The organism is Gordonia sp. KTR9, from assembly GCF_000143885.2.
Lineage (GTDB): Bacteria > Actinomycetota > Actinomycetes > Mycobacteriales > Mycobacteriaceae > Gordonia.
In genome coordinates this window covers 155,420-176,454 of sequence record NC_018580.1, presented here as the reverse complement: position 1 = coordinate 176,454, position 21,035 = coordinate 155,420, and the positions used below count along the sequence as shown (strand labels likewise).

Annotated in this window: 24 protein-coding genes; 17 read left to right on the top strand and 7 right to left on the bottom strand. The window is 65.0% G+C overall.

Annotation, left to right across the window (positions count from 1 at the left end; all coding sequences use genetic code 11):
• Positions 1-136 precede the first annotated feature (136 nt).
• From KTR9_RS00765 to KTR9_RS00690, 16 genes are all read left to right on the top strand, one after another.
• Positions 137-502, top strand: coding sequence for a hypothetical protein (locus tag KTR9_RS00765; RefSeq protein WP_014924784.1), 366 nt, complete (start codon positions 137-139; stop codon positions 500-502).
• Positions 503-521: 19 nt separating this feature from the next.
• Positions 522-686: a hypothetical protein gene (locus KTR9_RS27585; protein WP_014924783.1), complete on the top strand. Its 165-nt coding sequence runs from the start codon at positions 522-524 to the stop codon at positions 684-686.
• A 52-nt stretch (positions 687-738) separates the two neighbouring features.
• Positions 739-1,068 (top strand): hypothetical protein, encoded by a 330-nt coding sequence (locus tag KTR9_RS00760; protein WP_014924782.1) that lies wholly within the window; start codon positions 739-741, stop codon positions 1,066-1,068.
• A complete protein-coding gene (locus tag KTR9_RS27580; RefSeq protein WP_158409740.1) occupies positions 1,065-1,229 on the top strand; it encodes a hypothetical protein in 165 nt (54 codons plus the stop codon). The genes KTR9_RS00760 and KTR9_RS27580 overlap by 4 nt, the downstream gene beginning before the upstream one ends.
• Before the next feature lie 158 nt (positions 1,230-1,387).
• Complete coding sequence (locus tag KTR9_RS00755; RefSeq protein WP_014924781.1) at positions 1,388-2,593, top strand: hypothetical protein; 1,206 nt, start codon at positions 1,388-1,390, stop codon at positions 2,591-2,593.
• Between the two features lie 43 nt (positions 2,594-2,636).
• A complete protein-coding gene (locus tag KTR9_RS00750) occupies positions 2,637-3,101 on the top strand; it encodes a hypothetical protein (RefSeq protein WP_014924780.1) in 465 nt (154 codons plus the stop codon).
• Positions 3,102-3,121: 20 nt separating this feature from the next.
• The gene (locus KTR9_RS00745; RefSeq protein ID WP_148281130.1) at positions 3,122-3,865 is read left to right on the top strand and encodes a hypothetical protein; all 744 of its coding nucleotides are present in this window, start codon (positions 3,122-3,124) and stop codon (positions 3,863-3,865) included.
• Positions 3,866-4,075: 210 nt separating this feature from the next.
• Positions 4,076-4,459 (top strand): hypothetical protein, encoded by a 384-nt coding sequence (locus KTR9_RS00740; protein WP_014924778.1) that lies wholly within the window; start codon positions 4,076-4,078, stop codon positions 4,457-4,459.
• Positions 4,460-4,597: 138 nt separating this feature from the next.
• Positions 4,598-4,867 (top strand): hypothetical protein, encoded by a 270-nt coding sequence (locus KTR9_RS00735; protein ID WP_014924777.1) that lies wholly within the window; start codon positions 4,598-4,600, stop codon positions 4,865-4,867.
• A 252-nt stretch (positions 4,868-5,119) separates the two neighbouring features.
• Positions 5,120-5,317: a hypothetical protein gene (locus tag KTR9_RS00730; RefSeq protein ID WP_014924776.1), complete on the top strand. Its 198-nt coding sequence runs from the start codon at positions 5,120-5,122 to the stop codon at positions 5,315-5,317.
• Entirely contained in the window at positions 5,314-5,751 is a 438-nt protein-coding gene (locus tag KTR9_RS00725) for a type II toxin-antitoxin system death-on-curing family toxin (RefSeq protein ID WP_014924775.1), read from the top strand. Before KTR9_RS00730 ends, KTR9_RS00725 begins: the two co-directional genes overlap by 4 nt.
• Positions 5,741-6,316, top strand: a complete 576-nt coding sequence (locus KTR9_RS27870) for a helix-turn-helix domain-containing protein (protein WP_238553844.1) — start codon at positions 5,741-5,743, stop codon at positions 6,314-6,316. Before KTR9_RS00725 ends, KTR9_RS27870 begins: the two co-directional genes overlap by 11 nt.
• 3,575 nt (positions 6,317-9,891) lie before the next feature.
• Positions 9,892-10,110 carry a hypothetical protein gene (locus KTR9_RS00705; RefSeq protein WP_044505541.1) on the top strand — a complete coding sequence of 73 codons (219 nt, stop codon included), beginning with the start codon at positions 9,892-9,894 and terminating at the stop codon, positions 10,108-10,110.
• A 34-nt stretch (positions 10,111-10,144) separates the two neighbouring features.
• Entirely contained in the window at positions 10,145-11,203 is a 1,059-nt protein-coding gene (locus KTR9_RS00700; protein WP_014924767.1) for a DUF3560 domain-containing protein, read from the top strand.
• 4 nt (positions 11,204-11,207) lie between these two features.
• Positions 11,208-11,525 (top strand): hypothetical protein, encoded by a 318-nt coding sequence (locus tag KTR9_RS00695; protein ID WP_044505540.1) that lies wholly within the window; start codon positions 11,208-11,210, stop codon positions 11,523-11,525.
• A 321-nt stretch (positions 11,526-11,846) separates the two neighbouring features.
• Entirely contained in the window at positions 11,847-12,128 is a 282-nt protein-coding gene (locus KTR9_RS00690; protein ID WP_148281129.1) for a hypothetical protein, read from the top strand.
• 100 nt (positions 12,129-12,228) lie between these two features.
• On the opposite strand, the gene KTR9_RS00685 is transcribed toward KTR9_RS00690, so the two are convergent.
• The 6 genes from KTR9_RS00685 to KTR9_RS00655 form a co-directional block, all read right to left on the bottom strand.
• Positions 12,229-12,570, bottom strand: a complete 342-nt coding sequence (locus tag KTR9_RS00685) for a hypothetical protein (RefSeq protein ID WP_044505538.1) — start codon at positions 12,568-12,570, stop codon at positions 12,229-12,231.
• 64 nt (positions 12,571-12,634) lie between these two features.
• Entirely contained in the window at positions 12,635-14,293 is a 1,659-nt protein-coding gene (locus tag KTR9_RS26680) for a cytochrome P450 (RefSeq protein ID WP_014924764.1), read from the bottom strand.
• Positions 14,294-14,355: 62 nt separating this feature from the next.
• Complete coding sequence (locus KTR9_RS28240) at positions 14,356-16,800, bottom strand: FAD-dependent oxidoreductase (RefSeq protein WP_014924763.1); 2,445 nt, start codon at positions 16,798-16,800, stop codon at positions 14,356-14,358.
• A gap of 124 nt (positions 16,801-16,924) precedes the next feature.
• Positions 16,925-18,127, bottom strand: coding sequence for a cytochrome P450 (locus KTR9_RS00665; protein ID WP_014924762.1), 1,203 nt, complete (start codon positions 18,125-18,127; stop codon positions 16,925-16,927).
• 77 nt (positions 18,128-18,204) lie between these two features.
• The gene (locus KTR9_RS00660; protein ID WP_049942552.1) at positions 18,205-18,906 is read right to left on the bottom strand and encodes a cache domain-containing protein; all 702 of its coding nucleotides are present in this window, start codon (positions 18,904-18,906) and stop codon (positions 18,205-18,207) included.
• Positions 18,903-19,646, bottom strand: coding sequence for a FadR/GntR family transcriptional regulator (locus tag KTR9_RS00655; protein WP_014924761.1), 744 nt, complete (start codon positions 19,644-19,646; stop codon positions 18,903-18,905). Before KTR9_RS00655 ends, KTR9_RS00660 begins: the two co-directional genes overlap by 4 nt.
• 68 nt (positions 19,647-19,714) lie before the next feature.
• Between KTR9_RS00655 and KTR9_RS00650 the strand changes: the two genes are divergently transcribed.
• Positions 19,715-20,119 carry a cupin domain-containing protein gene (locus KTR9_RS00650; protein WP_044505537.1) on the top strand — a complete coding sequence of 135 codons (405 nt, stop codon included), beginning with the start codon at positions 19,715-19,717 and terminating at the stop codon, positions 20,117-20,119.
• A 21-nt stretch (positions 20,120-20,140) separates the two neighbouring features.
• Here KTR9_RS00650 and KTR9_RS27200 read toward each other — a convergent pair whose 3' ends face one another.
• Positions 20,141-20,809, bottom strand: coding sequence for a cupin domain-containing protein (locus KTR9_RS27200; RefSeq protein WP_148281128.1), 669 nt, complete (start codon positions 20,807-20,809; stop codon positions 20,141-20,143).
• Positions 20,810-21,035 lie beyond the last annotated feature (226 nt).

Below are 21,035 nucleotides of genomic sequence, written 5' to 3'. Positions count from 1 at the left end.
TCAACTCCTCGGTCGCGGCCCTGGGGCCGCGAAAGCTCGGCGGCAGAGCATCCGGCGACGCCGACGATGCAGGTTCGAATCCTGCGGAGGTCACCAACTCGCACACACTCGCATCACTCTGACCAGGAGACATATCGTGGCATCCTCAGCTGTCATCACCATCGTCGCCCGTACCCACCAAGGACTACGCTTGATCCCGGCTCTGTGGACCCCGTCGTCGAGGAGCTACCGAGACGCCCTGCGCGAGGCCTTCACCCCTTCCGGTTCTGATCCGTCGATCGCCGAAGCCTTCGATCTGGCCGCCGCCTCCGACGAAGGAATCGGGTTCCCCATAGCATCCGCCGAGCTCCTCTCACCCGGGAAACCGGGGCTCAACATCGCCGATCTCGCATTCGAGCTCCCGGAACTGCACGACGCCATCACCTACATGCTCGACATCCTCACCGAACTCACCACCGACCAGGAGATGGACGATGTCACGTTGTTCATCCGATACGAATAGACCCAGGAAGGAACCAGCCATGGCGACCAAGAAGAAGTCCCACTCGGGCACTCCGGCGTCACCGGAGCAGCTGCGCGCTCGTCTTGAGCTGCGTCGTTCCTCGGCTGCGTCCAAGCACATACCCGCCCGCCGCAAAGGCACCCGCGGGGCACAGCGCAGCCGCGCGATCGCGGCCGCGTGGTGACACCACTGATCATCCTCATCGACCCGCCCCACAGCAGGAAAGAGGCCAACCCATGCCAGCACAAGCCTGGGTCACGTTGATCGTCGGCGTACTTGGTATCGCCGGAGTGATCGCCACCATCCGCCAACGCACTCTCGCCGACGCCCGTGCCCAAGCCTGGCAACGCATCACATGGTGCCTCGAGCACACCATCAGCGAGAATGATCGTGAAGCCGAACTCGGCTGGCGGCTCTACAGCACCGTGATCAACTCCAAACTCATCACGAACACCGAACGCGCCATGTTCGTGGAGATCGCCGAGTTCGCCGCCTCGCAAGAACTGGCGCGCATCACCAGGACAGAGGACACTGGAACCGGAGATACCGAGGAGGACCAGCGATGACCAGCACCGAGAAGAAGGCCGTTCAGCGCAGGCCACGCCCTCGAGTCGCCGCCGCCGCGGCCCGCGCCGCCATCGAGATCCGCGAGTACGACGGTCGCGACGTCCCGGACTGGCTTCGCGCAGTCGCAACCGAAACCGAGGACCGGCCGTCGGCTGACTGACCGCCACCCCCATCACAGAACCCGCACTCTGCTCTGATGGCAGGTGCGGGTTCTTCTGTTTTGCCAGGTCATGAGGGTAGGAGGACGACCTCAGGGCATCGGTTGGCGAAGCCACCGCGGGACGGGATGAAAACATCCACGTCCTCCTTCGGAGTTCTATGTCCACCCCAAATGTCCTGACCGTCAACGACTTAGAGATCACTCCCACCTATGTGCTGAGCTACGGGCTCGGGGAGGACTCGACCGCGATTCTGCTGCGGTGGCTCGAAGACCCTTCGTCCCGCGACTTCGACCTCGCGGATCTGGCCGTGGTCACGGCGATGACCGGCAACGAGTGGGAATCGACCCGCGCAGCTGTCGAAACGCACATCTTGCCTCGGATGGCCGCCGCCGGCGTCCGCTTCATCCAGGTGGGGCGAGCCCGGCGTCACGTCACCAAAGCCGGTGAGGGCGTCGTCGTGCTCGACGACTCGCGTCACCCCACACGCCTGTACCTCGAGGGCGGGTACTCGCTCTGGTCCGAGATGACCGAAGCAGGCACGATCCCACAAAGCGGCGGTGCCCGAATGTGCTCGGTTCACAGCAAGGGCGACGCTCTCGACCCGGTCATCGCGGCGATCACCCGCGGACAGCCCTACCGGCACGTCATCGGGTTCGAGGCCGGCGAGGTTCGCCGGGCCGACAAAGACCGGTCCTACAACACCGCGGTCAGGACGGGGGAGTACCCCCTGATCGACTGGGGCTGGTACCGCGCCGACGCCGTCAACTACACGGTGTCCGTCGTCGGCGACAGTGTGGGGAAATCGGCATGTACCTTCTGCCCCTTCAGCTTTGGTAGCAAGGCAGGTCGCGAACACATGCTCGAGCGTTACCGCGCCGAGCCGGCTGTCGCCGCGCGCGCACTGCTGATGGAGCACCTGGCGCTCGCACTCAATCCCAAACAGGGCTTGATCGGCGGCAAACGGCTGATCGACCTCATCCGCGCCGAGAACATGACCACCGTCCTGGAGGCGTTCGAGGTTCTCCTCGCCGGACAGACCCACGCCCTCTACGACGTCCGCAGGATCATCTCCTCACGCAAAGGCGACTCGGCTGCTGCAGGCAGTGTCGACAGATCGCTACGGATCCGCACCACCGGTACACGCGAGGACCTCCAAGCCCAACTCGATCGCTTCGCCGCCGACGGCGCAGCCAAAGGTCTGACCACGTCAGTGATCGGCGAAGACCGGCTCACACGGCTCTACCAGCATCAACGCGGAACACTCTTCCCGACCATCGAACGATTCTTCGTCGTGGCACCCGCGCTCGCGGCTCCCAAAGAGAAGAGCCGCTTCAACGAACGTTGGGCTGAACTCGCAGGTTGAACGTTCTCGACATTCGCATCCTCATCCACTCAGGAGTAACACCATGAGCACGTACACAGCTCTCGCCCGCACAAACAGCTTCGCTGTACGCGACGTCACCGCACTGATCAGTGACCTGGAGAGATACGGACTATCGGTCGGCAGTTTCGGCGGCACAGGCGATCTCGTCCTCGACACCGACAAGCAGGGGCGCGTCGCACTGTTCAGCTCCGAGGGATGGCCCAGCTTCGACGAAGACTCCCTGGCCATGCGGCTCGGAATCGACGACGAGGAATCGCCAGTACCCAGCGACCACGAATCGCTCGCCGACCTCGTCTCTGCACATCTCACCCCCGACCAGGTCGCGATCTTCACCGAGGTAGGTAACGAGAAATTCCGATACCTCTCAGGCAGGGCCGTCGCAGTCAACTCCGGCGGTGAGCAGCGTCAGATCGACCTCGACGACATCATGCGGCTGGCTGCGGAGCTGACCGACGACCGCAGCTCGATAGAACCGCCATGCCTCTGAGTGCAGGAGAAGATGCTGACGTGACAAACAGAAACATGCCGGCCGAGTTCGCCGAACTCATGGAGTTGGCTGTGGCCGGCGGGAACATCGACGAAGTGAGCCTGGTGTTCGAGGGGTTGGGATACGACTTCCACGCACCCATCGGATGGCTCTTATACCTGAGGAAGGTCGCACCGGAGCTGTCCGTGGAAGCTGACGGGAAGACGACGTCGGATTCCGAGCCGAACCTGATCTGCGTGGATTCCCAGGTCAGCAGACCGACCCCCAGCTCATATGTGGGGGTTTGTCCGCGGAGCGGGGAGGCGCAGTACTGGGACGCCGCGGCCATCAAGCGATGGATCGAAGCTCCTCGTCATGCTGGGACAGCTGGCGAGCCCGTCATGAGCCCTGCCGAGCACGTCCAGATGATGGTGACCGCAGCGAAGCAAGGCTGGTCGGTGACCCGGGAGATTCGCAGATATGGGCGGCGCCATACAGCTGCCCTCATTCCGAGCCTGAATATCCCTACGTCAATGAGCTACCGCTTCGAGGCGCACAACTACTCCTACAACGACGAGACCAGCGAGCATTACCGAGGTGCCGGCGCCGAGCTCTCAATGTCCCTGGCCTTGGGGACCACTGAACAGAGCACGACCTGGAACTACGCTCTGCGAGACAGCGAGCGGGTCGATCCGGCTGAGATAGTCGCCGAGGTGAGCCAGACTCCGCCCTGGCACACCCGGGTGGCCCGATTCGACGAAAACCTCGAGGAATGGGTGCTCTGACCAGGTAGCGGGGCGTACCGGTCGCGCGAAGCCGATCGACGTTGCAGGCCCGATCGGTCCGTGCTGACAGCCAGAGAGCCCGCACCTGCTTCACGGCAGGTGCGGGCTCTTTCCGTTGCGCTCGGCAAGCAGTCGACCGTCATCGGCTGGCGTAGCCACCGTCGGACGAGGTCACAGCATCCCTGCTTCCACCAGCGAAAGGATCGACTGATGGCACGAAAGTACTTCACCGACGCTCCGACTGACCGGGCCATACAAGCGTGCCGCGCCGTCGGCGTCGAGTTCCATGCGCTGCATCCCGACCACGGCAAAGCGTGGGGGATCGCCCTGGACGGTTATGGATCATTCGCCTGCTTCGTTCTCGTTCACTACCGTGCGAACCGGGCGACCGGCTGTGTGCGCATCCAAGCGTTCTACGGCGACGCCGGGAGCACCGGCGGCGACATACTGCGCGACGGCATCGAAAATCGCCGCCCCGCTGACTTCCACGGCTTCCTGCGCGACGGCTTCGCACCGCGCGCAACGACCGAGGACGTTCTCACGCTGGCGTCGTCGGTCGATGACCTCGAGCTCCCTGAGCTGATGCTGGCGTGATCAGCGCACAGCCCGGGTTCGGGCGGTGGGCAGCGCACGGCAGCTTCACAGCCGCCCGGTGACCTGCGTCGCGGGCCACCGGGCGGACGAGCGGAAGCGCCTCGTCGTCAGCAGTACTGATTCCGAGCAGGAGAGATCATGTCCACCACGACCCACCAACCTGTGATCACCGAGAGCCAGCACGTCGCCGCCGTTCACCGGCTGGCCTGTGCTCGACAACAACACCCGCAGCTCCGCGCCGCTGAAGCCAACGCACGGGTCGTGCTCGCTGCCGCGATCATGGCGATGGACGAAGCGTGCGACACCGGTCCCGCCGTTGCGGAACAAGCCGCGGTGGAGCAGGCCCGCCACGCCTACGCCGTGGCACTGGCTGATCTCATCAGGGGCGAAAGCAACAGCTGCATCTGATGTGAACCGACGCAAGATCACCGCGTCACGATCTCTGGAACCCGCGCTCTGCCCTCATGGCAGGTGCGGGTTCCTCTTTTCACTCGAACGAACGCCGTGAGTGAAACGAGGGGAAGCGGCGGAGCCACTTCCGGGCCAGGTCGGCCGACATGTCGGCCGACCAAGTCACCATCGAGGTACGACCGGCTCCGACAGTAGGCACTATTTCTGGTACCGGAACCGGTACCTTAGATCGCAACGAGAGGAGCTGACATGCCGTCACTGAACATCGAGTTCACCGAGGAAGAGCACGCTCAGATCAAGGCCGCCGCTGAGAGCGCCGGCGTCTCGCTCAAGCCGTTTGTCCACGACGCCGCGGTCGACCGGGCGAGCGAGCATCGTCGCCGGGTCCTCGACGCCGCGAAGTCGGTCGCATCCTGGTCCTCGGAGCTGAACGAAAGGCTGCGATGACAGACTTTCTGGATCGAGAGGACGTCCTCACGGCCGGTTCGGTGGCGTGTGGCGAGCAGCTGATCGTGCGGGACGAGGGTCTACTCCAGGCCGCCGTCGCCAGACCGCTGACCTCAGTGTTCGGTGTTGAGGCGTACCCGAACCTCTGGGACAAAGCAGCGGCGCTGATGCACTCGCTCGCGCGCAATCACCCGTTCGTCGACGGCAACAAGCGCACCTCCTGGGCGAGTGCCAACGTCTTCCTACACATCAACGGCATCATGCCGACTGTGGATCTTGACGTCGATCGCGCCGAGGTGTTCGTCAACGACGTCGCCAAAGGTGTCATCGACGAGTGGGCCGACATCGCGGACGGCCTGCACTACCTGTACGGACTGAGCCATCGATCGCTGCCCATCAACTCGCCCGTTAAGGATGATCGCCGTGAACGATAAACGTCGTAAGAAGCTTGACGGCATCGCTCAGCGTGCTGATGTCAACCTGCGCACACTCCTCGAATCTCTGTCCGAAGAACTTGACGCGGTCCATCGCGAGGAGGTCAATGCGTACAACAACCTCCCCGAGCCAGTAGAGGACAGGTCCCGCCGCGATGAGATGCAAGCAGGTCTCTACTTGATCGCGGAAGCCAAGCGCCTGCTGGATAGCTGGGCCTCGCACGTTGACGAACTTGCCTACCTCATCACGACTGCGACCGGCGTCAATGGATACGCACAACGCAGGCCTACCCCGAAGAACCCGCACCCCCATCCTGAACGGAGGCGATCTACCATGCCCGCCGCACACATTCCCTCCGTATCTACCGAAGACGACCTCCAAGCGTTCACGAAGCCCGAGGTGATGGCCCGGCTCAAGTGCTCAGAACGGCACGTTGACCGTCTCATCGACGCCGGTAAACTCCAGCCCATCGGCCGACGTGCTCGCGGCGTCACGGTCCGCATCACGGCGCGTTCTCTCCGTGAATACATCTACGGCCCAGTGAGCGCGGGCGAGCCGGCATGAGTTGCCAAGCCACAAGCTGGGCTCTAACTCACACCGACGTGACGGACGCCCAGGAACACATGGTCCTCCTCGCCATGGCGTACCACGCTGACCCGCGCGGCGACAATGTGTGCCCACATCAGTCCACCATCGCGACGATGGCCCGGTGCAGCGTGCGGACGGTCGGTCGCAGGCTGGCCGCGATGGAGGCCCGAGGGGTCATTGTCCGCGGCGACCAACGCTTGGTCGAGCACCTGGGACGAGGTCATCGGCCCGTGGTCTGGCGGCTCGCGCTGGAGCGCCGACGACCCTCTGACAATTTGTCACCCCCATGACAGAGGTGGCATGTGCACGCACAGCAGTCCCCGCTTGAACCCGCACCCCTGCCGCCCTGGCGGGGTGCGGGTTCGTCTTTTCACCGCCGGGGGAACACACTGTGACCGCGAACTCGCGGCGGCACGACAATTCATCAGCGCGATCAGCGACTGTTATACCGTCTCTTCCGCGCTCGACACCGGGTGTCCGCGCCGCTCTGTATCCAGCCGACCGTCCGTATAACTGGCGCTAGAGTGTCAGATCGCCGACAAAGATACAGTTGTGCGCCGGTAATAGTGTCTCTTCGGCGTCCGATACGATTGAGACCTCGCGTCGAGGGCCAGTTATACGGCGCTTCACAGACATCGTGACCGGCTCTTAGGTCGCACGAGCGCTTACTTCAGGGAGACTGGAGCCGCTGATACAGTCCACAGCCAGACAGTTACACGGACAACTGCGAGCCACCTATTGCGCGAACAATATCCTTTCAGTTGCTATCTCGGACAGCGCATAATGGGTCCGCGGCACCTTTCGACCATTTCGATACCGCGCATTCGATTTGTTTGACGACCATTTTTTGGCGACGTGGATATATCACTGCGTCGGAGGTGTCGAATTGCTCAAACAATCGCCGCGTCAGCGGCGCGAAATTTTTTTCCCTAGCGCCGAAAATAGCCGTCGCAGAAATACTCCTGCGCACGATGGAACAGCCTCCTCCGCCCGCCCGTGGGACCAGGTGAGCTACCCACCTTCGGTGACCTGGTCGGCGTCCCGTTGGTCCGCCGGCGGCCGCGGAAACCCGCTGCGGCCGCCACCCACGGGCGGGCGAATGAGTCAGTCCTGTGTCGCCTCTGCTGCCACACGACGGCAGCCGAGATGGCAGCCTGGCGGCTGCGTGAGCTCGTGGCCGAGCTCGAGGTGCCAGATCGCCGCTGAGCTCAAATCGGGGCCCTGTCGCCGGCCGGTGAAGCTGGCAGGCGACAGGGGATCGGCGACCTGGACGCGGCGGCCGCCGCCCACCCTCAGCGACCTCTTTGAGACGCCACTGTAGTGACGTCACCCCCCATCTCGCGGCAGCCCTGTCGAGCCGTCTGCAACGGCCTGAACCGCCCGCGGATCGAGGTCCTGAAGCCGAGCTTGTGACAAGCCCCCGTCGACCCGGACTACCTCCATCGGACGGGGCCGCCACCCACCTGCGATCGCATCGACGCGGCCTCGGCCCTCGCATCGAAGGCCGGTTGCACCGGTGGCCGCAACCGCTTGCCGGCCGCAGTCGCGACCGGCCTTGCTACCCGACATCGGGGGCACGAGCGAACAGACCTCGACGCCCCGGCTGATACCTGATGCGCCTTCGGCGCCGAATCGACCTCGCGCCGGGGCCGCTGCGGTTCCGCGGTGTCGTGGGGCCCTCACCGATGCCTGCTTCTCTTCGAGCGCGCTCACGCGCGGGCATCGGACCCACGACACCGCTACACCTCCACGGAGGTTGGGACCGGCGGCTGACGCCGCCTGCTGTCACACACGGGTGCTCCCAACCAGGGGCCCGCGGCTGGCGCCACGGGACGGTCACGCCGTGCTGAGGCGTGCCGCTGGCGCGACCCGCAACACTGACGCCATCGACTCCTGCAGCCCCGCCACTCGCTGCGCTCGCCGGCGGTTCTGAGCTGCCACAAGGCCAAAAGCGGGCCTTGCGCCACCTGCGTCAGTGACCTAGCCCATACTACGCAAGGCGTACCCGCTCTGAACTGGGGAAATCCGTGAACGGAACCGTCCTTGCGCCCCCTCGTTCCGAGGTACTCTCACGGTCTTGCGGCCGGGCGCAAGGACGGCCATGCTCTCATGTTTCCCCAGTTCGCCACGGGCGCAAGCTTCACTCGCTGACGCTCGTTGCCGCATGCTGTGGCGCTACACGAAAAGGGCATAAGGAGTCGTGACGTCACTGCGGTTCCGGTCGCTGCGCTCCCTCCACCTCCGTTAGCCCGGCAGAGCCGGGACGACCTCCTCGGCTGGCGCCTCGTCGCCCTCGCTGCGCGAGGGTCCTTATCGCCTTCGGATCGCTTCGTCCGGTCGCTGCGCGACCTCCCTACGCTCACCTCTCGGCGCCCCCTGCGGGGTGCCCTGGTCCGCTGCGGCTGTGCTTCTGCTGCGGTGCTCGGCGCTGGCGCGCCTGTGCCCGCAGCGGGTCGGTTGCTCGCTCGCTCGCAACCTCGTGGCGCCGCTACGTCCTGCCGGCCGGTGACGCGCCCCGGGCGCGCATTGCTGGATCAGGGGCGGCCGGCTGCCCGGGTCGAGCCCTCTGTTCATCGAGACCTGGAGGCGGTGTCCTGGCGGCCCGACGGATCTCCACCAGCTCGTGGCCTCGCTGGGGTGTGGCCACGCCCCGCGTGGCCGTCGATCAGCACGGCTGCTGCATCACTTCTTCGACATGCGGCGGCCGTCTGCCGAGCCGGTTCTGGGGACGCCGGTCAGCGTTCCTTCGGTGCCAGTGTCAGTTCTGCTCCGCGAATCTCGCCCTGGACACTGCGCGGCTCACCACACCGGCTGGCACGCTCTGCGTCGTGCCGTGTGATGACGTCACTGGGTCGGATTGACTGACGAATCGCAGACGGCTGGAGGCCCCTCGTGGCCCGGCCCGGTCGGGGTCACGAGACCAGGACGGAACCGTGACCGGACCAACTCGAGACTCCTTGGAGAAGGCACCCGGAGGGTGCTGCGGGAGACAGGTTTGCACCCGTTGAGGGGGTCAGGGGCGTGCCGGAGTTGTGCACCGAACGTGGCGACGATGCGGGACCCGTTGGGGCCGCATGAGCGCCCGCAGCAGAGCCAGGTCACGCACCTTCGCCGGTCTCGCTGTGGCCCGACTAGACCCCTGGTCTTGTGCGTCGAGATGCCCCTTCCGATGGTGCAGAACGGCTGCAACACGGGCCGAGCGTGGAGGCTGTTCAGCTTCTCTGAATTGATTTTCGCGGACCAACGATCTGAATCAACGCTGATGTCGTTCGACAGGCGCTATTTGTTTCTTTGCGGACCGATCTCACGGTCGTACGCCATGTATCTGTCGTTTCCTTGAGCGTTTCCACTGACCATTCCAACGCGAATTTGTTGACTAGCGATGAATGCGCCTGTTCATCCGTCAACGGACACGGTCTTGGTCACCAGGCATGGCCGCGCGGCACGCGGCCCGGGCGAAGGCGTGCCTCGACGGATGGCCGAGGACTGCGCCACGACCCTCGTGCTCCCCACACCGACCGGTGAGCTATCCCCTCACGAAAGAAGCACCCATGAGTGACTCTCTGCGAGCCGTTGAGCTGACCCAGCCGCACTGCGACTACTTCGACTGCACGAACCGGCCGACTGTCACTGACGGCGACTGGGTCATGTGTACGCATCACGAAGCCCGCGCGTACCGCACCTCGACCTACTGGCGGCCGATTGTCGCGATCGTCACCAACCTCGCCGGCCGGTATCCGGTCCTGCGCGCTGAGTACCGACTCCACTGACGACCACAGATCTCACCCGAAAGGTTCCTTCACGATGTCCACACTGACCATCACCCATACCCACGCCGACGGCACCCTCATCGACGGAACGAGCCGCGACGACGGCTCCAGGGAGATCCTCAAGACCCACCGGTGGCGCTGGTCACGCAACCTGGGTTCCTGGTACATCCCGCAGTCCCGGGATCGTCGCGCGAAGACCTACCAGATCAATACGACCGCGGCTGCGCTGCGCGAGGCCGGCTTCGAGGTCACCATCGACGTCGACGACAGCTATCGGCCTGCGGCGGAGGTCGAAACCGACAAGGTCGCCCGCCAAGAGGCCCGAGTGGAGGCTCTCGACGCGAAAGCTGACCGCAAGGCTGCCGCCGCCGAGACTGCATGGGGCGCCGAACGCGCTGCTTACAACGCCCTGCCCGAGGGTGGAGAACCCATCAAGGTCGGCCACCATTCTGAGAATCGGCACCGCAAATCGGTGGAGAAGGCTTGGGACGCCCTCGGCAAAGCAGTGACGTCCGAACGTGAGGCCGCAGCTGCGCGAGGTCGTGCCGACGCCGCAGCCAGAACCACGGAGGCTCGCTACGCGCCGGTGACGGTGGCGCGCCGCATCGAGAAGCTGGCCGCGGAGCTGCGTGGTTACGAACGGACTCGCGACGGCTACAGCCGAACCTTGTTCACCAACAGCCAGACCGGGCTGAAGGAAATCGAGAAGCATGAGCCGGCGACGGGTGCCCACCGCGAACGAGTCCTCGAGGAGATCGAGCGGGTGGCCGATGAGCTGGCCTATTGGGAGGGCGTTCGTGCTCAACAGCTCGCTGACGGGAAGGTCACGCCCTACAGCAAGAACGTCGTGATCAAGGGTGACCAGATCTTCTACGTCGGCAGCTGGCACCACGTCGTGCGCGTCAATGCGAAGTCCGTGACGATCCGATCGATCGTGGGCGGGAGCTGGACCGATCGTGCCGCGTACACCGAGATCAAGAAGGTCCGCAGTGCGGACGGCGCGCCGGTCCATGTGGTCGACGGCGCACGAGTCGTCGGCGACATCGACGCGACCAGCACAAAGCTCTCACAGGAGGAGGACTCCAATGCCTGAGACGATGACCGTCACGATCTATCACAACACCGACCGCGACAGCTTCTGTGGGTACCAGGATGGGCACAGGCTGGTGCGGGTATTCGACTATCCCACTGCCCTGACCGATCCGGCGGCGATCTGTTCACATGCATTCGTCGTGTTCAACGCGCCTGAGGAAGTCCTCGAGATCGACGACTTCTTCACAGCCGCTACCTATCGCGACCGCGGGCTGCGGTCTCTGAGCGTCGGTGACGTTGTGGTCGTCGGCGAGACCGCCTGGGCCTGCGAGCGGATCGGTTGGCGATCCGTGCGCCTGACCGCCGAGCAGGTGGTGCCCTGAGGGCACATGGTCGACATGCCCGACCGCCAGGTCGTACACCTCGGTGCCGGCCTGGCGGCACACCCCATCCCAACGACTCGCGATCTCGCCACCGCAGCCGCTGACCGCTTCCACCGGGTGGAGGACCAGGTCAGCTGGCGAATCGGTGCGAGCTCGCGCAAGAGGAGAACTGATGTTCAGCACGAAGATGCCTCCCACCATCGAGGGCTACACGACGCTCGGCACCGAGCTGCTCGTCGTGACGAGGGGGACCAAGAGATGAGCTGTCCGCACACGACGATCAGCATCGTCAACTACGAGAGCCGGTGGGGTCACTCTCGCATGCCGGAGGACGGATTCCTGCAGCTGATCTATCCGAAACTGCTGGAGCACATCGGCACCTGCGCCCTGACGGGCTCTCTGTCGAGCGCGGAAGGCAATGCCGAGGAAGGCAGGTACGTCGTCGACGACGGCGAGGCGAAGCTGCACTACCTGTGGCACACCGATACTGGCCGCGAATGTGAGATTCACACTGCGGATTGCGCCTGCCAGTGCTGCAATCCGGTCGACCCGGATCTCATCGAGTGTGTGGACCTCGAGGACTGCGCGGTGACCTGTGACTGATCACCTGCGCTCCTGGCTCAACTGCCAGCCACGTTCGGTTGCCTATGGCTTGATGCGTGACTGCGCACGAGGCGATGTCTACGAGGCCCCCTTGCGCTGGTCACGCATGAGCAAGGGCCAGTTGATCGACTGGCTCGTCGAGATTCTCGACGCGGGCGACTACCCAATCCAGCTGAGAGGCAGGACCGCGCCTCCCGGCGAGCAAGGCCTGCGCGCATCCCCGATCCCTGCCACCTCGGCGGTAATACCGCCACGATCCACCCGCACAGATAGAGGTACTCAGCCAATGAACATCACCGTCAAGTTCACCGACGTCTACGGCGGCGAAGAGCACGAGCGCACCGAGGAGATCGCCGTCAAGCGACCCGTCACACTCGCCGGTGAGGCGTTCGACGAATGGGCGCTGAAGGACCGCGGCAGCGGACGCGAGCGTGTCGGACATGATGATTCCTCTCGGGTGGATCGAGCTGCCCGCGGGTCGCGGGCAGGTGAGATCGGATCGGTTTTCAGGACAGGACGATCGGCAGTTTTCGGTAGCGCCGGGCGAAATCGTTGTGCGCCACGGTGGGTTCCTCGGCCAACTCGATCCGCTCGTACCGTTCGGCCAGCACGGCGAAGACAGTCGTTGCCTCGGCACGCGAGATGATCTGTCCCGCACAGGAATGCGGCCCCAGACCGAACGACAGGTTGCGGCTGGCCGCAGGCGGGCGGGTGTGGTCGAAGACATCCGGGTCATCGAAGACCTCGGGGTCGCGATTGGCCGCACCGATCATGAAGCGGATGGGCGATCCGGCCTCGATGAGCACACCGCCGATCTCCACGTCCTCGGTAGGAAACCGCAGGAAAGACAGTTGTGGCGGGTCCATCCGGACCATCTCGTTGATGATCGCCGCACGTGCTGACTCGTCGTTGCGGAATGCGGTGAAAACCTCGGGCCGACGAGCGAACAGTTCGATACCCGAGGCGATCAGGTACCCGATGGCCATGTGCCCCACGGCATAGAACACCAGAATCGTGGCGATAGCCTCGCTCTCGGTGATCTCCCCGGCGCGGGCGGCGTCGAGCAACGAATCGGCCAGGCCGTCGCCCGGGTTCACCCGCTTGTCCTCGAGCATCTCGGCGACGCGCGCACTCAGATAGCCGAAAGCGACTGCAGCCCGGTCGACATCGCCGTCCGCGGGCTCCGCGCTTTGCATCAGCATCGCCTCGAACATCGCCTCCATCACGGCGTCGGCATCGTCTTCGGGTAGTTGTAGGACGCGTGCCATCGTGACGTGGGTGGGGACGACGGCGAGGTCGCGCCTGGCCTCGATCACCTGACCGGCCTCGACACCGTCGAGCAGGTCGCCGACCAGCTCACGGGTGGTCCTGACCCAGCCGTCCACCAGTTTCGGCGTGAACCACTTGTCGGTCTGCCGGCGCAACACGGTGTGATGCGGGGGATCCGAACCCAGCGCGGTGTCGCTCGCGACCGCCCAGGGCCCGGCGTCGGCCCATCCGGGTTCGACGCTCATGATGGGCAGTTTCGCGAAATGACTCACGTCGGCGTACCGGGACACCAGGTAGGTGCCGTCCTCCAGCTTGTGCACCGGATGGTCCTGTTGCAGTCGCCTATACCAGGGATAGGGGTTGTTCCTGAATTCGGGATCCGACCACGGCACGAGCTCGCGATCGATGGACGCAGCGGTCATCTCATGTCCTCCTCGTCGAGTTCGATCAGAGAGGGCTTCGGCGAACTGTTTGGCCCACTCGGCCACGGGTCCGTCCGCCGGCTGGAAGGACGCGGCATCGTGCCGGCCCGTTGCGCCGACCTGTGTCGCTCCTGCGTCTGTCACCGCACCGACGAGGATGTCGATCGCGTTGTTGTAGGTGTCGTAGGTGCTGTCGCCGAGGCCGAAGGCCCCGAACCGCAGACCCGTGAGGTCAGGCTCGGCCGCCTTCATCGCATCGAAGAAGGGCTGGGTCGTCGCCGGCAGTTCACCCTCTCCGTAGGTGGAGGTGACGAGCACGACCGTGCCGGAGGCGGCCAGATCTGCGACGTCGAAGTCCTCCATCCCCACCACGGTGGCCTCGATATCGAATTCCCCCAGGGCAGAAGCGATGTCGTCGGCGACCATCTCGGCGTTGCCGGTCTCGGTTCCGAACAGGACAGTTACGTCGGTCATGATTCTCCACACTCCATCTCGGGTGTTCGGGTGATTCTCGGGTTCACTGCAGGCCTGCCGTCTCAGCAGACCGATTCGGCCGGCACGGTGCGGGCCAACGCCAGCATCGCGTCGACCTCGCGGACCTTCTGCCGGATGCGGCCGGGCGAGGCCGAGGCGACCTCCGCCTCGTCGATCCGCATCGAGCCGTCGAAATCGACGGTCCGGTCGATCACTTCGTAAGGGATTGCCACCAGACCCGGACGGGCCGGATGGTGACCGGCATGATCGCGGCGGATTCGGGCCGCCAACGCCCGGGCACGGGCCCGCATCTCGGGAAGCGCTCCGGTGGAACTGTGCAGCCACCCGGTGCGGTACAGGCCCGGAGCAAGAAAATCCTCTCCCGGATCGGCGTCGCGGTACAGCGTCAGGTCGAGGTCGTCGTTTACGGCCGACTCGAAACCGATTGCGGTGATGACGGTGTCGCACGCGAGAGTCGTGGTGTGCACGCCGGTGCGCACCTTGACGGCCTCCGCGCGGTCGGTGCCGATCACCTCGACCGGGGTCGATCCGAAGTGGAACACCACCGTCGTGGCCGGTGCCGCCGGGCTCTCGCGTTCGACGACGTGGGCCAGGGCCGCACTCCGCGGGTCGGAGGACTCTGCCGTGGCGAGCACCCCCGCATCGGCGAGGCGGAACTCCGTCGACGCCAGGTGCGCCAGTTCACGCATCATCACCGGGTCGAACTTGGCGTCGGTGGGCGTGGAGCGCACCACCACGTCGATCCGCCGTGGGCCCTCCGATCTCAGTCTCCCGAGGGTGTCCGGGTGCAGATCGGAACCGGTGAATTCGTCGGGCTGCTTCGACAGCAGCCGGATGATGTCCATGGCGACGTTGCCGCCGCCCACCAGGACCACCCTCCGGCCCACCGTCGGCAGGTCGCCGGCGGCGGGATGGTCGTTGACGCATCGGGTGAAGCGCCCGGACCCCACGATGCCGGGCAGGTCATCGCCCGGGATGCCGAGACGGCGGTCTCCGCTGAGGCCCGTCGCGAGGACCACGACGTCGAACGCGGCTCGCAGGTCCTCGATCGACAGGTTCCGGCCGAGCTCGATGTTGCCGACGAAGCGAGTCCGATCGTCGAATACCCGCGAGAGTTGCCGGATCACGTTCTTCGTGCCCTGATGGTCGGGAGCCACGCCGTAGCGAAGGAGCCCGAACGGGGTGGGTAGCCGGTCGAAGACGGTGACCTCCACCTCCGGCCACTGCTTGCGGAGTTGCTGTGCGGTGAAACAACCCGACGGTCCCGCGCCGACCACCGCCACGCGCGGTGCCACGTCCACTTCACTCATGATGTCGCCGACGGTCGGCGCTCCCGGGTCGGTCTGGTTCTTGAGGCCGTCATCGATCGCCGCGAGCAGCACGGCATGGGTCAGGAACGGATTGCACGAGGCGTCCGGGAGCTTGTACTCGAGCCGGCCGTTGGACGACAGGCGCATCGTGCAGGTCTTGTTGTCCATACCCCAGTTGATCCGCGACGGGGCGAACTGCCCGGCGTCCCAGAACCGCTTGTAGGAGTTGACCGTCGAACCCATGACCAGCATCGCACCCGGGGTGTGGTTGAGGACGCCGCCGACGGCGAAACGTCCCGCGTCGGTGAGGTGCAGTTCGGAACGTCCCGGCTCCGCGAGGACGTTCACGCCGTCCTTCCACAGGCTCCAGTTGTGGTGACAACCATTGCCCATGTACCCGACACCCGGCTTCGGCATGAAGCTCGCCTCGATACCGAGTTCGCGGGCGACCTGCTTGCAGATCTGCCGGTAGGTCACCAGGCGGTCGGCGGTGAGGTTCGCGTGATCGTACATCCAGTTGAGTTCGACCTGGCCGGCGTCCTCGAAGTCGCCCTCCACCATCTCGAACCCCATGAAGGACGCGTAGTCGATGACCTTCTGGTAGATCGCGCGGTAGCGCTCGAGGTGCTCGATGTGGTAGGCGGGACTCGAATCGGGACGGAAGGTGGTCTCGAATCCCTCGCCTTCCCAGGTCATCTCGGGTTCGGTACCGGTACGCATCTCGAGTCCGGTGCGTTCGGTGAACGAGGCGTGCAGGCGCTTGAGTAGTCCGCGGCTGTCGGTGGCCAGCGGGACGCCGGCGTTCTCCTCGAGATGGTCCGGCTCGTACAGACTGCAGAACACCCGCGCCGTCGAGTGATCCCACGGCAACACCTGGAACGTGTCGAGATCCGGGACTGCGCAGTACTCGGAAGCGCCGACCCCGCCGGCCATCAGCACGCCGTCGCGCCCCGCCTGCAGGTTGGCCATCGCGGTGCGGTGCTGCATCACCCCGCGCGTGGCCAGACGGGCGAACTGTTCTGCCGGAACGACTTTGCCCAGCACCCGGGAGGTGATCGTCACGGCCTGGAAGTAGACGAACCGGACCCCGTACTGCTTGATCGCGTCGAGGGCGGCGTCGAGCGCACCCGGGGCGGCGTTGACCTCCCGGTGCTGGTCGAGCGCGGATGTACTCATCGAAGAACCTTCCTGTGGGTACGCCGGTGGGACAACGCTGTCCAGGGGTGGCGGTGGTAGATCGCGGCGGGCGTCGGTGTCCGCCGCGGCAGAAGAGCAGTGGGATCGGGCGGACCCGATCAGATCAGTGCGCGGACGAGAAGGTCAGCGGGAGACTGACCGGGCCGGTGTTGCCGGAATCCGGCAGCCAGGTGGCCGAATCCTCGATCCGGAACCGCCCGAGTCGGCGGGCCAGGAGCGGCAGCGCCTCGCTCATGTCGCAACGGGCCACGAAATGACCTACGCAGTGGTGGATTCCGCCACCGAAGCCGAAGTGGGGCTGTCGCTCGGCGGTGATGTCGAACTCGGCGTCGCCGAACACCCGCGGGTCGGTGCCGGCCGATTCACTGAGGAGGTGCACGGTCGTACCTGCTTTGATCTCCAGGCCTTCGTACTCGAAATCCTCGATCGCCTCGCGGGTCACCCAGCGCACGGTGGGGTTGATCCGCATGACCTCCTCCACCGCGGCTCCGCCGAGGTCGGGCCGCTCGGCGAGGATGTCCCACTGGTCCGGATTCCGGGCGAACGTCTGCATGGCCAGACCCAGTTGGTTCCGGGTGGTGTCGTATCCGCCGAAGATGAGCAGCGCGATCACATCACGCAGCTCATCACGGCTCAGTTTGTCGTCACCCGAACCGGATTGGATGAGCTTGGTGACGAAGTCGTCGCGGGGCTCGGCGATCCGCGCCTCGATCGCGGCGTCGGCATAGTCATGGAGTCGAGCGAGCGCCGCCTCGATCTGCGGCAGATCCTGCTTCAGCGTGACCCCCATGGCGAGCCCGATGGTCGTGGACTCGGCCGCGATGATCTCCCACTCGTCCTCGGGCAGTCCGAGCATGATCGCGATGACCCGTGCGGCATACGGTTCGGCGAACTCGGACATGAACTCACAGGAACCGCGGTCGGCGAACGCATCGACGAGTTCGCCTGCCAGGGCCTGGAAGCGAGGCACCAGAGTGTTGATGAGTTTCGGCGCGAACGCCGGGTTCATCAGGCGCCGCAGCCGGCGGTGGTCGCCGCCCTCCTTGTTGAGAACCCAACTCGCCCACCAGTGTGCGAGCGGCCCCTCCGTGACCCCGTTGTGCGCCGGCCAGGCCGCGCTGCCCTGCCGGAGCTTGGGGTGGCGGAGAAGAGCCTTCATCTCCTCGTACCTGAGGACCGCGAGGCCGTATTCGGTCTCGGCGAACCAACTCTGGTCCCGCGCGTTCTTCACCTGGTCGGAAGTGATTGCGAAGCCCGGGTCAGTGACGTTGAGCCGTGGTGCATTTCGCGTCGATACCGATGACATTGTGGCCTCCCTGATCGGATGCCTTAAATCTTCTAGATTTAGAGTTTTTAAGTCAAGGGAGTTGTGCAACCACTGTGTTAACTTGCTGTTTCGATCGTGGCCAGGCTCCAGCCGGACCATTCGCTGATGAGCTCGACGGCCTCGAAGGTCGCAGGGGCGTCGCGTGGATGCGTCCGCAGTGTCTCCCCCGGCATCCAGTCCGGCGTGTTCGACGCGATCACTGTTCCATCGCCGCCGACCACCAGGGCCCGGCCCGTGTGGCTGCGCAGGATGCCGCACAGCGAGGCCTCGACGCGGTCGGCGAGCAGATCGGCGCCGACCACACCCAGGAATTCGTCGTCGACGACCACCGGAACAGTGAGGGTGAAGACGAACCGATCCGACCCCGAATAGTCCAGATACGGACCTTGGATCACCGGCCGACGCCGATCGCGCGCGTGCACGTACCAATCCATCTCGAGATAGTCATAGACGTCGGCGTCGCGACGGTCGAGATTGAGTTTCAGTGGTACCGATCGGCTTCCGCTCAGCTGCATCCAGTGCAGATACAGGCTGCGGCCACGCACCTTCCCGGGTGCGGCCACGAAACCGATACCGACGGAGACCGCGGAGCGGCCCAGTTCGGCGTCCAGTGTCGGGGTCAGTGCGGCGAGACCGGCGTCGGTCAGTGGGGCATCGGCCGCCATGCCGGCAACCTCGTCGACCAGAGCTTCGAGCGGGACCAACTGCTTCTGCAGTAGCCACTTCTCGATCCGACCATGGATGGCGGCGTGGTTCATTCGGCGTCGTCCTCGAACGTCAGCCTCGTGGTGGCGAGACGACGGATGTTCGCGTGGATGTGCCCCTCGGCGGCGTGCCTCGCCTCGTCGGGATCGCCCTTGTCGATGGCCTCGACCACCGCCCGGTGCTCCGAGACCACACTGGCGAAGTCGGTCACCGTGCTCATCACCTGTGGAAGCCAGAGCATCCGGCACATCTCTGCCTGAAGAGTGACCTCACGCCGCAGCAGTCGTGACGAGCGGGTGGCGACTGCTATCTCGATGTGGAAGCGGCTGTCCGCACGGATTCGCGCACTACGGCTCTCGCTGCGGTCCAGCTGGTCGACGAGCACCGCGATCCGCCGGAGATTGAGAGGCGTCGCACGACTTGCCGCGAGCCGCGCCGACTGCCCGCCGACCGCGAGATGCTCGTCGCCGAGATCGCGGAGTCCGCCGAGGCTGAACGACCGCAACTGGTCGAGGTCGGGAACCTCGGGCGGTTCGACGTTCGGGATCACGAAGGTCCAACCGTTGCGTCCGCGGCGGGTCTCGACCAGACCCTCGTCACGCAGGACCGCCATCGCCTCACGCAGGGTCATCGGCGACACGCCCAGCAACTGGGCGAGATCGACCTCGGTGGGGAACTGCTCGCCGGCCCCGATCAGACCGATCGTGATGGCGTCACTCAGCCGTTGGGCGATCTCGTCGGCACGCCCGAAAGAGCCGAGCGGGGTCAGTAGGGAGATGCTTCCGATCTGCATGCAGTGTGCGTCCGTATCGCCTTAGAGATGTGCCCGGTCAGTCTATACCGTGGCCTATTCTGAATCACGTGCCCGCACAATCTTTTCCCAACGAACCGCTGAAGGTCCACCGAACACAGCCGAGGGTGTCGTCACGGTGGGTCATCCCTCCGCAGCCCGAGGGGTGGGATTCGGTCGCCGTCTCCGAATGGTCGCTGACCGCCGCCGGATGGGCAGACCACCACCCGCACGACGAGGTCAACATCGTCCTCGAGGGCGAGTTGCACGTGGAGTCCGGCGGTACCGTCGTCGTCGCCGGCGCCGGCGACACCGTGGTGGTGCCGGCGGGCGAGTTCGGCCGATACTGGGCGCCGCAGTACGCGCGCATGATCGCGGTCTACGGACCCAACCCGCTCGGCGATCCCACCCCGGCCGCCGAGTACTGGGAGGTCGAGCGAGACGAGGTACGCCAGTCCCCCGAACCGAAGGACTGACGCATCAGCGGGCTCGCGGGGTCAGAGGAAGAGGTAGATCTTCCGGACGGGTTCGACGGCCTCCCAGCTCCCCGACCACCCGACGGGCAGGTGGAAGCCCTCGCCGGCATGGACCAGCGTCTCCTCGCCCGTGCTCGCGTCGGTGATCTTCGCGATGCCCTCGAGAACGAACGCCGCCTCGGCCGCCGGGATGTTCTCGTAGGTGAAACCGTGGTGATCACATGACCATGCCGCGATCGTGCCGGGACTGACCCCGTCGCCCGCGAGTATGGAGATCTTCATCGTGTTGTCGCCGACCCGGGTACAGAAATCGGGGAGTTCCTCCATCACCTCCCACTCCAGGCCGTCGAAGGTGTCCAGGGAGAACTTCTCGACGAAATCTTCGAGCACACCGGCGACGGCAACGCCACCGACACGAACTCGGCCTACTTCGCCGAAATCGTCGCATCCCCGGACATGCCCGAACTGGTCGGGCGCGAATTCGAGTGGGGCACCTGATGGCCGGGACAGGAATGCTCGCAGACCACCTGCGACAGCATCGGGTGGTCGAAGGACCGTACACGCATCCGAACGCTGCGGTGTGGCTCGCCTGGATCGAATGCGGCTGCGGATGGCGGAAATGAGCGCCCACTGCGATTTCAGCCGGGGATCGAGGACGACGAGCTGGACGAAGCCTTGATGCAGGATCACGAGCGCCACGTCGCGGAAACACGTCTGGCCTGACCCACACACTCAGCACCTTGTCGCTCACGCGCCGGCAACTTCCCACAGCCTGCACGACACCCATACAGACGTGATCAAAGTATTTGTATGAGTTTTTCAAAAGTCGCCATAGTCAGTGTTCAGAGCCTTTTCGAATAACTATCTGACAATGCTACGGTAGGGCGCATACACCCTGAGAAGCTCCGTGCGAACG

Coding starts and splice junctions, on each gene's coding strand:
- KTR9_RS27585 (WP_014924783.1), top strand. CDS start 522: ATGGCGACCAAGAAGAAGTCCCACTCGGGCACTCCGGCGTCACCGGAG.
- KTR9_RS00760 (WP_014924782.1), top strand. CDS start 739: ATGCCAGCACAAGCCTGGGTCACGTTGATCGTCGGCGTACTTGGTATC.
- KTR9_RS27580 (WP_158409740.1), top strand. CDS start 1,065: ATGACCAGCACCGAGAAGAAGGCCGTTCAGCGCAGGCCACGCCCTCGA.
- KTR9_RS00755 (WP_014924781.1), top strand. CDS start 1,388: ATGTCCACCCCAAATGTCCTGACCGTCAACGACTTAGAGATCACTCCC.
- KTR9_RS00750 (WP_014924780.1), top strand. CDS start 2,637: ATGAGCACGTACACAGCTCTCGCCCGCACAAACAGCTTCGCTGTACGC.
- KTR9_RS00740 (WP_014924778.1), top strand. CDS start 4,076: ATGGCACGAAAGTACTTCACCGACGCTCCGACTGACCGGGCCATACAA.
- KTR9_RS00735 (WP_014924777.1), top strand. CDS start 4,598: ATGTCCACCACGACCCACCAACCTGTGATCACCGAGAGCCAGCACGTC.
- KTR9_RS00730 (WP_014924776.1), top strand. CDS start 5,120: ATGCCGTCACTGAACATCGAGTTCACCGAGGAAGAGCACGCTCAGATC.
- KTR9_RS00725 (WP_014924775.1), top strand. CDS start 5,314: ATGACAGACTTTCTGGATCGAGAGGACGTCCTCACGGCCGGTTCGGTG.
- KTR9_RS00705 (WP_044505541.1), top strand. CDS start 9,892: ATGAGTGACTCTCTGCGAGCCGTTGAGCTGACCCAGCCGCACTGCGAC.
- KTR9_RS00700 (WP_014924767.1), top strand. CDS start 10,145: ATGTCCACACTGACCATCACCCATACCCACGCCGACGGCACCCTCATC.
- KTR9_RS00695 (WP_044505540.1), top strand. CDS start 11,208: ATGACCGTCACGATCTATCACAACACCGACCGCGACAGCTTCTGTGGG.
- KTR9_RS00690 (WP_148281129.1), top strand. CDS start 11,847: ATGCCGGAGGACGGATTCCTGCAGCTGATCTATCCGAAACTGCTGGAG.
- KTR9_RS00685 (WP_044505538.1), bottom strand. CDS start 12,570: ATGTCCGACACGCTCGCGTCCGCTGCCGCGGTCCTTCAGCGCCCATTC.
- KTR9_RS26680 (WP_014924764.1), bottom strand. CDS start 14,293: ATGACCGACGTAACTGTCCTGTTCGGAACCGAGACCGGCAACGCCGAG.
- KTR9_RS28240 (WP_014924763.1), bottom strand. CDS start 16,800: ATGAGTACATCCGCGCTCGACCAGCACCGGGAGGTCAACGCCGCCCCG.
- KTR9_RS00665 (WP_014924762.1), bottom strand. CDS start 18,127: ATGTCATCGGTATCGACGCGAAATGCACCACGGCTCAACGTCACTGAC.
- KTR9_RS00660 (WP_049942552.1), bottom strand. CDS start 18,906: ATGAACCACGCCGCCATCCATGGTCGGATCGAGAAGTGGCTACTGCAG.
- KTR9_RS00655 (WP_014924761.1), bottom strand. CDS start 19,646: ATGCAGATCGGAAGCATCTCCCTACTGACCCCGCTCGGCTCTTTCGGG.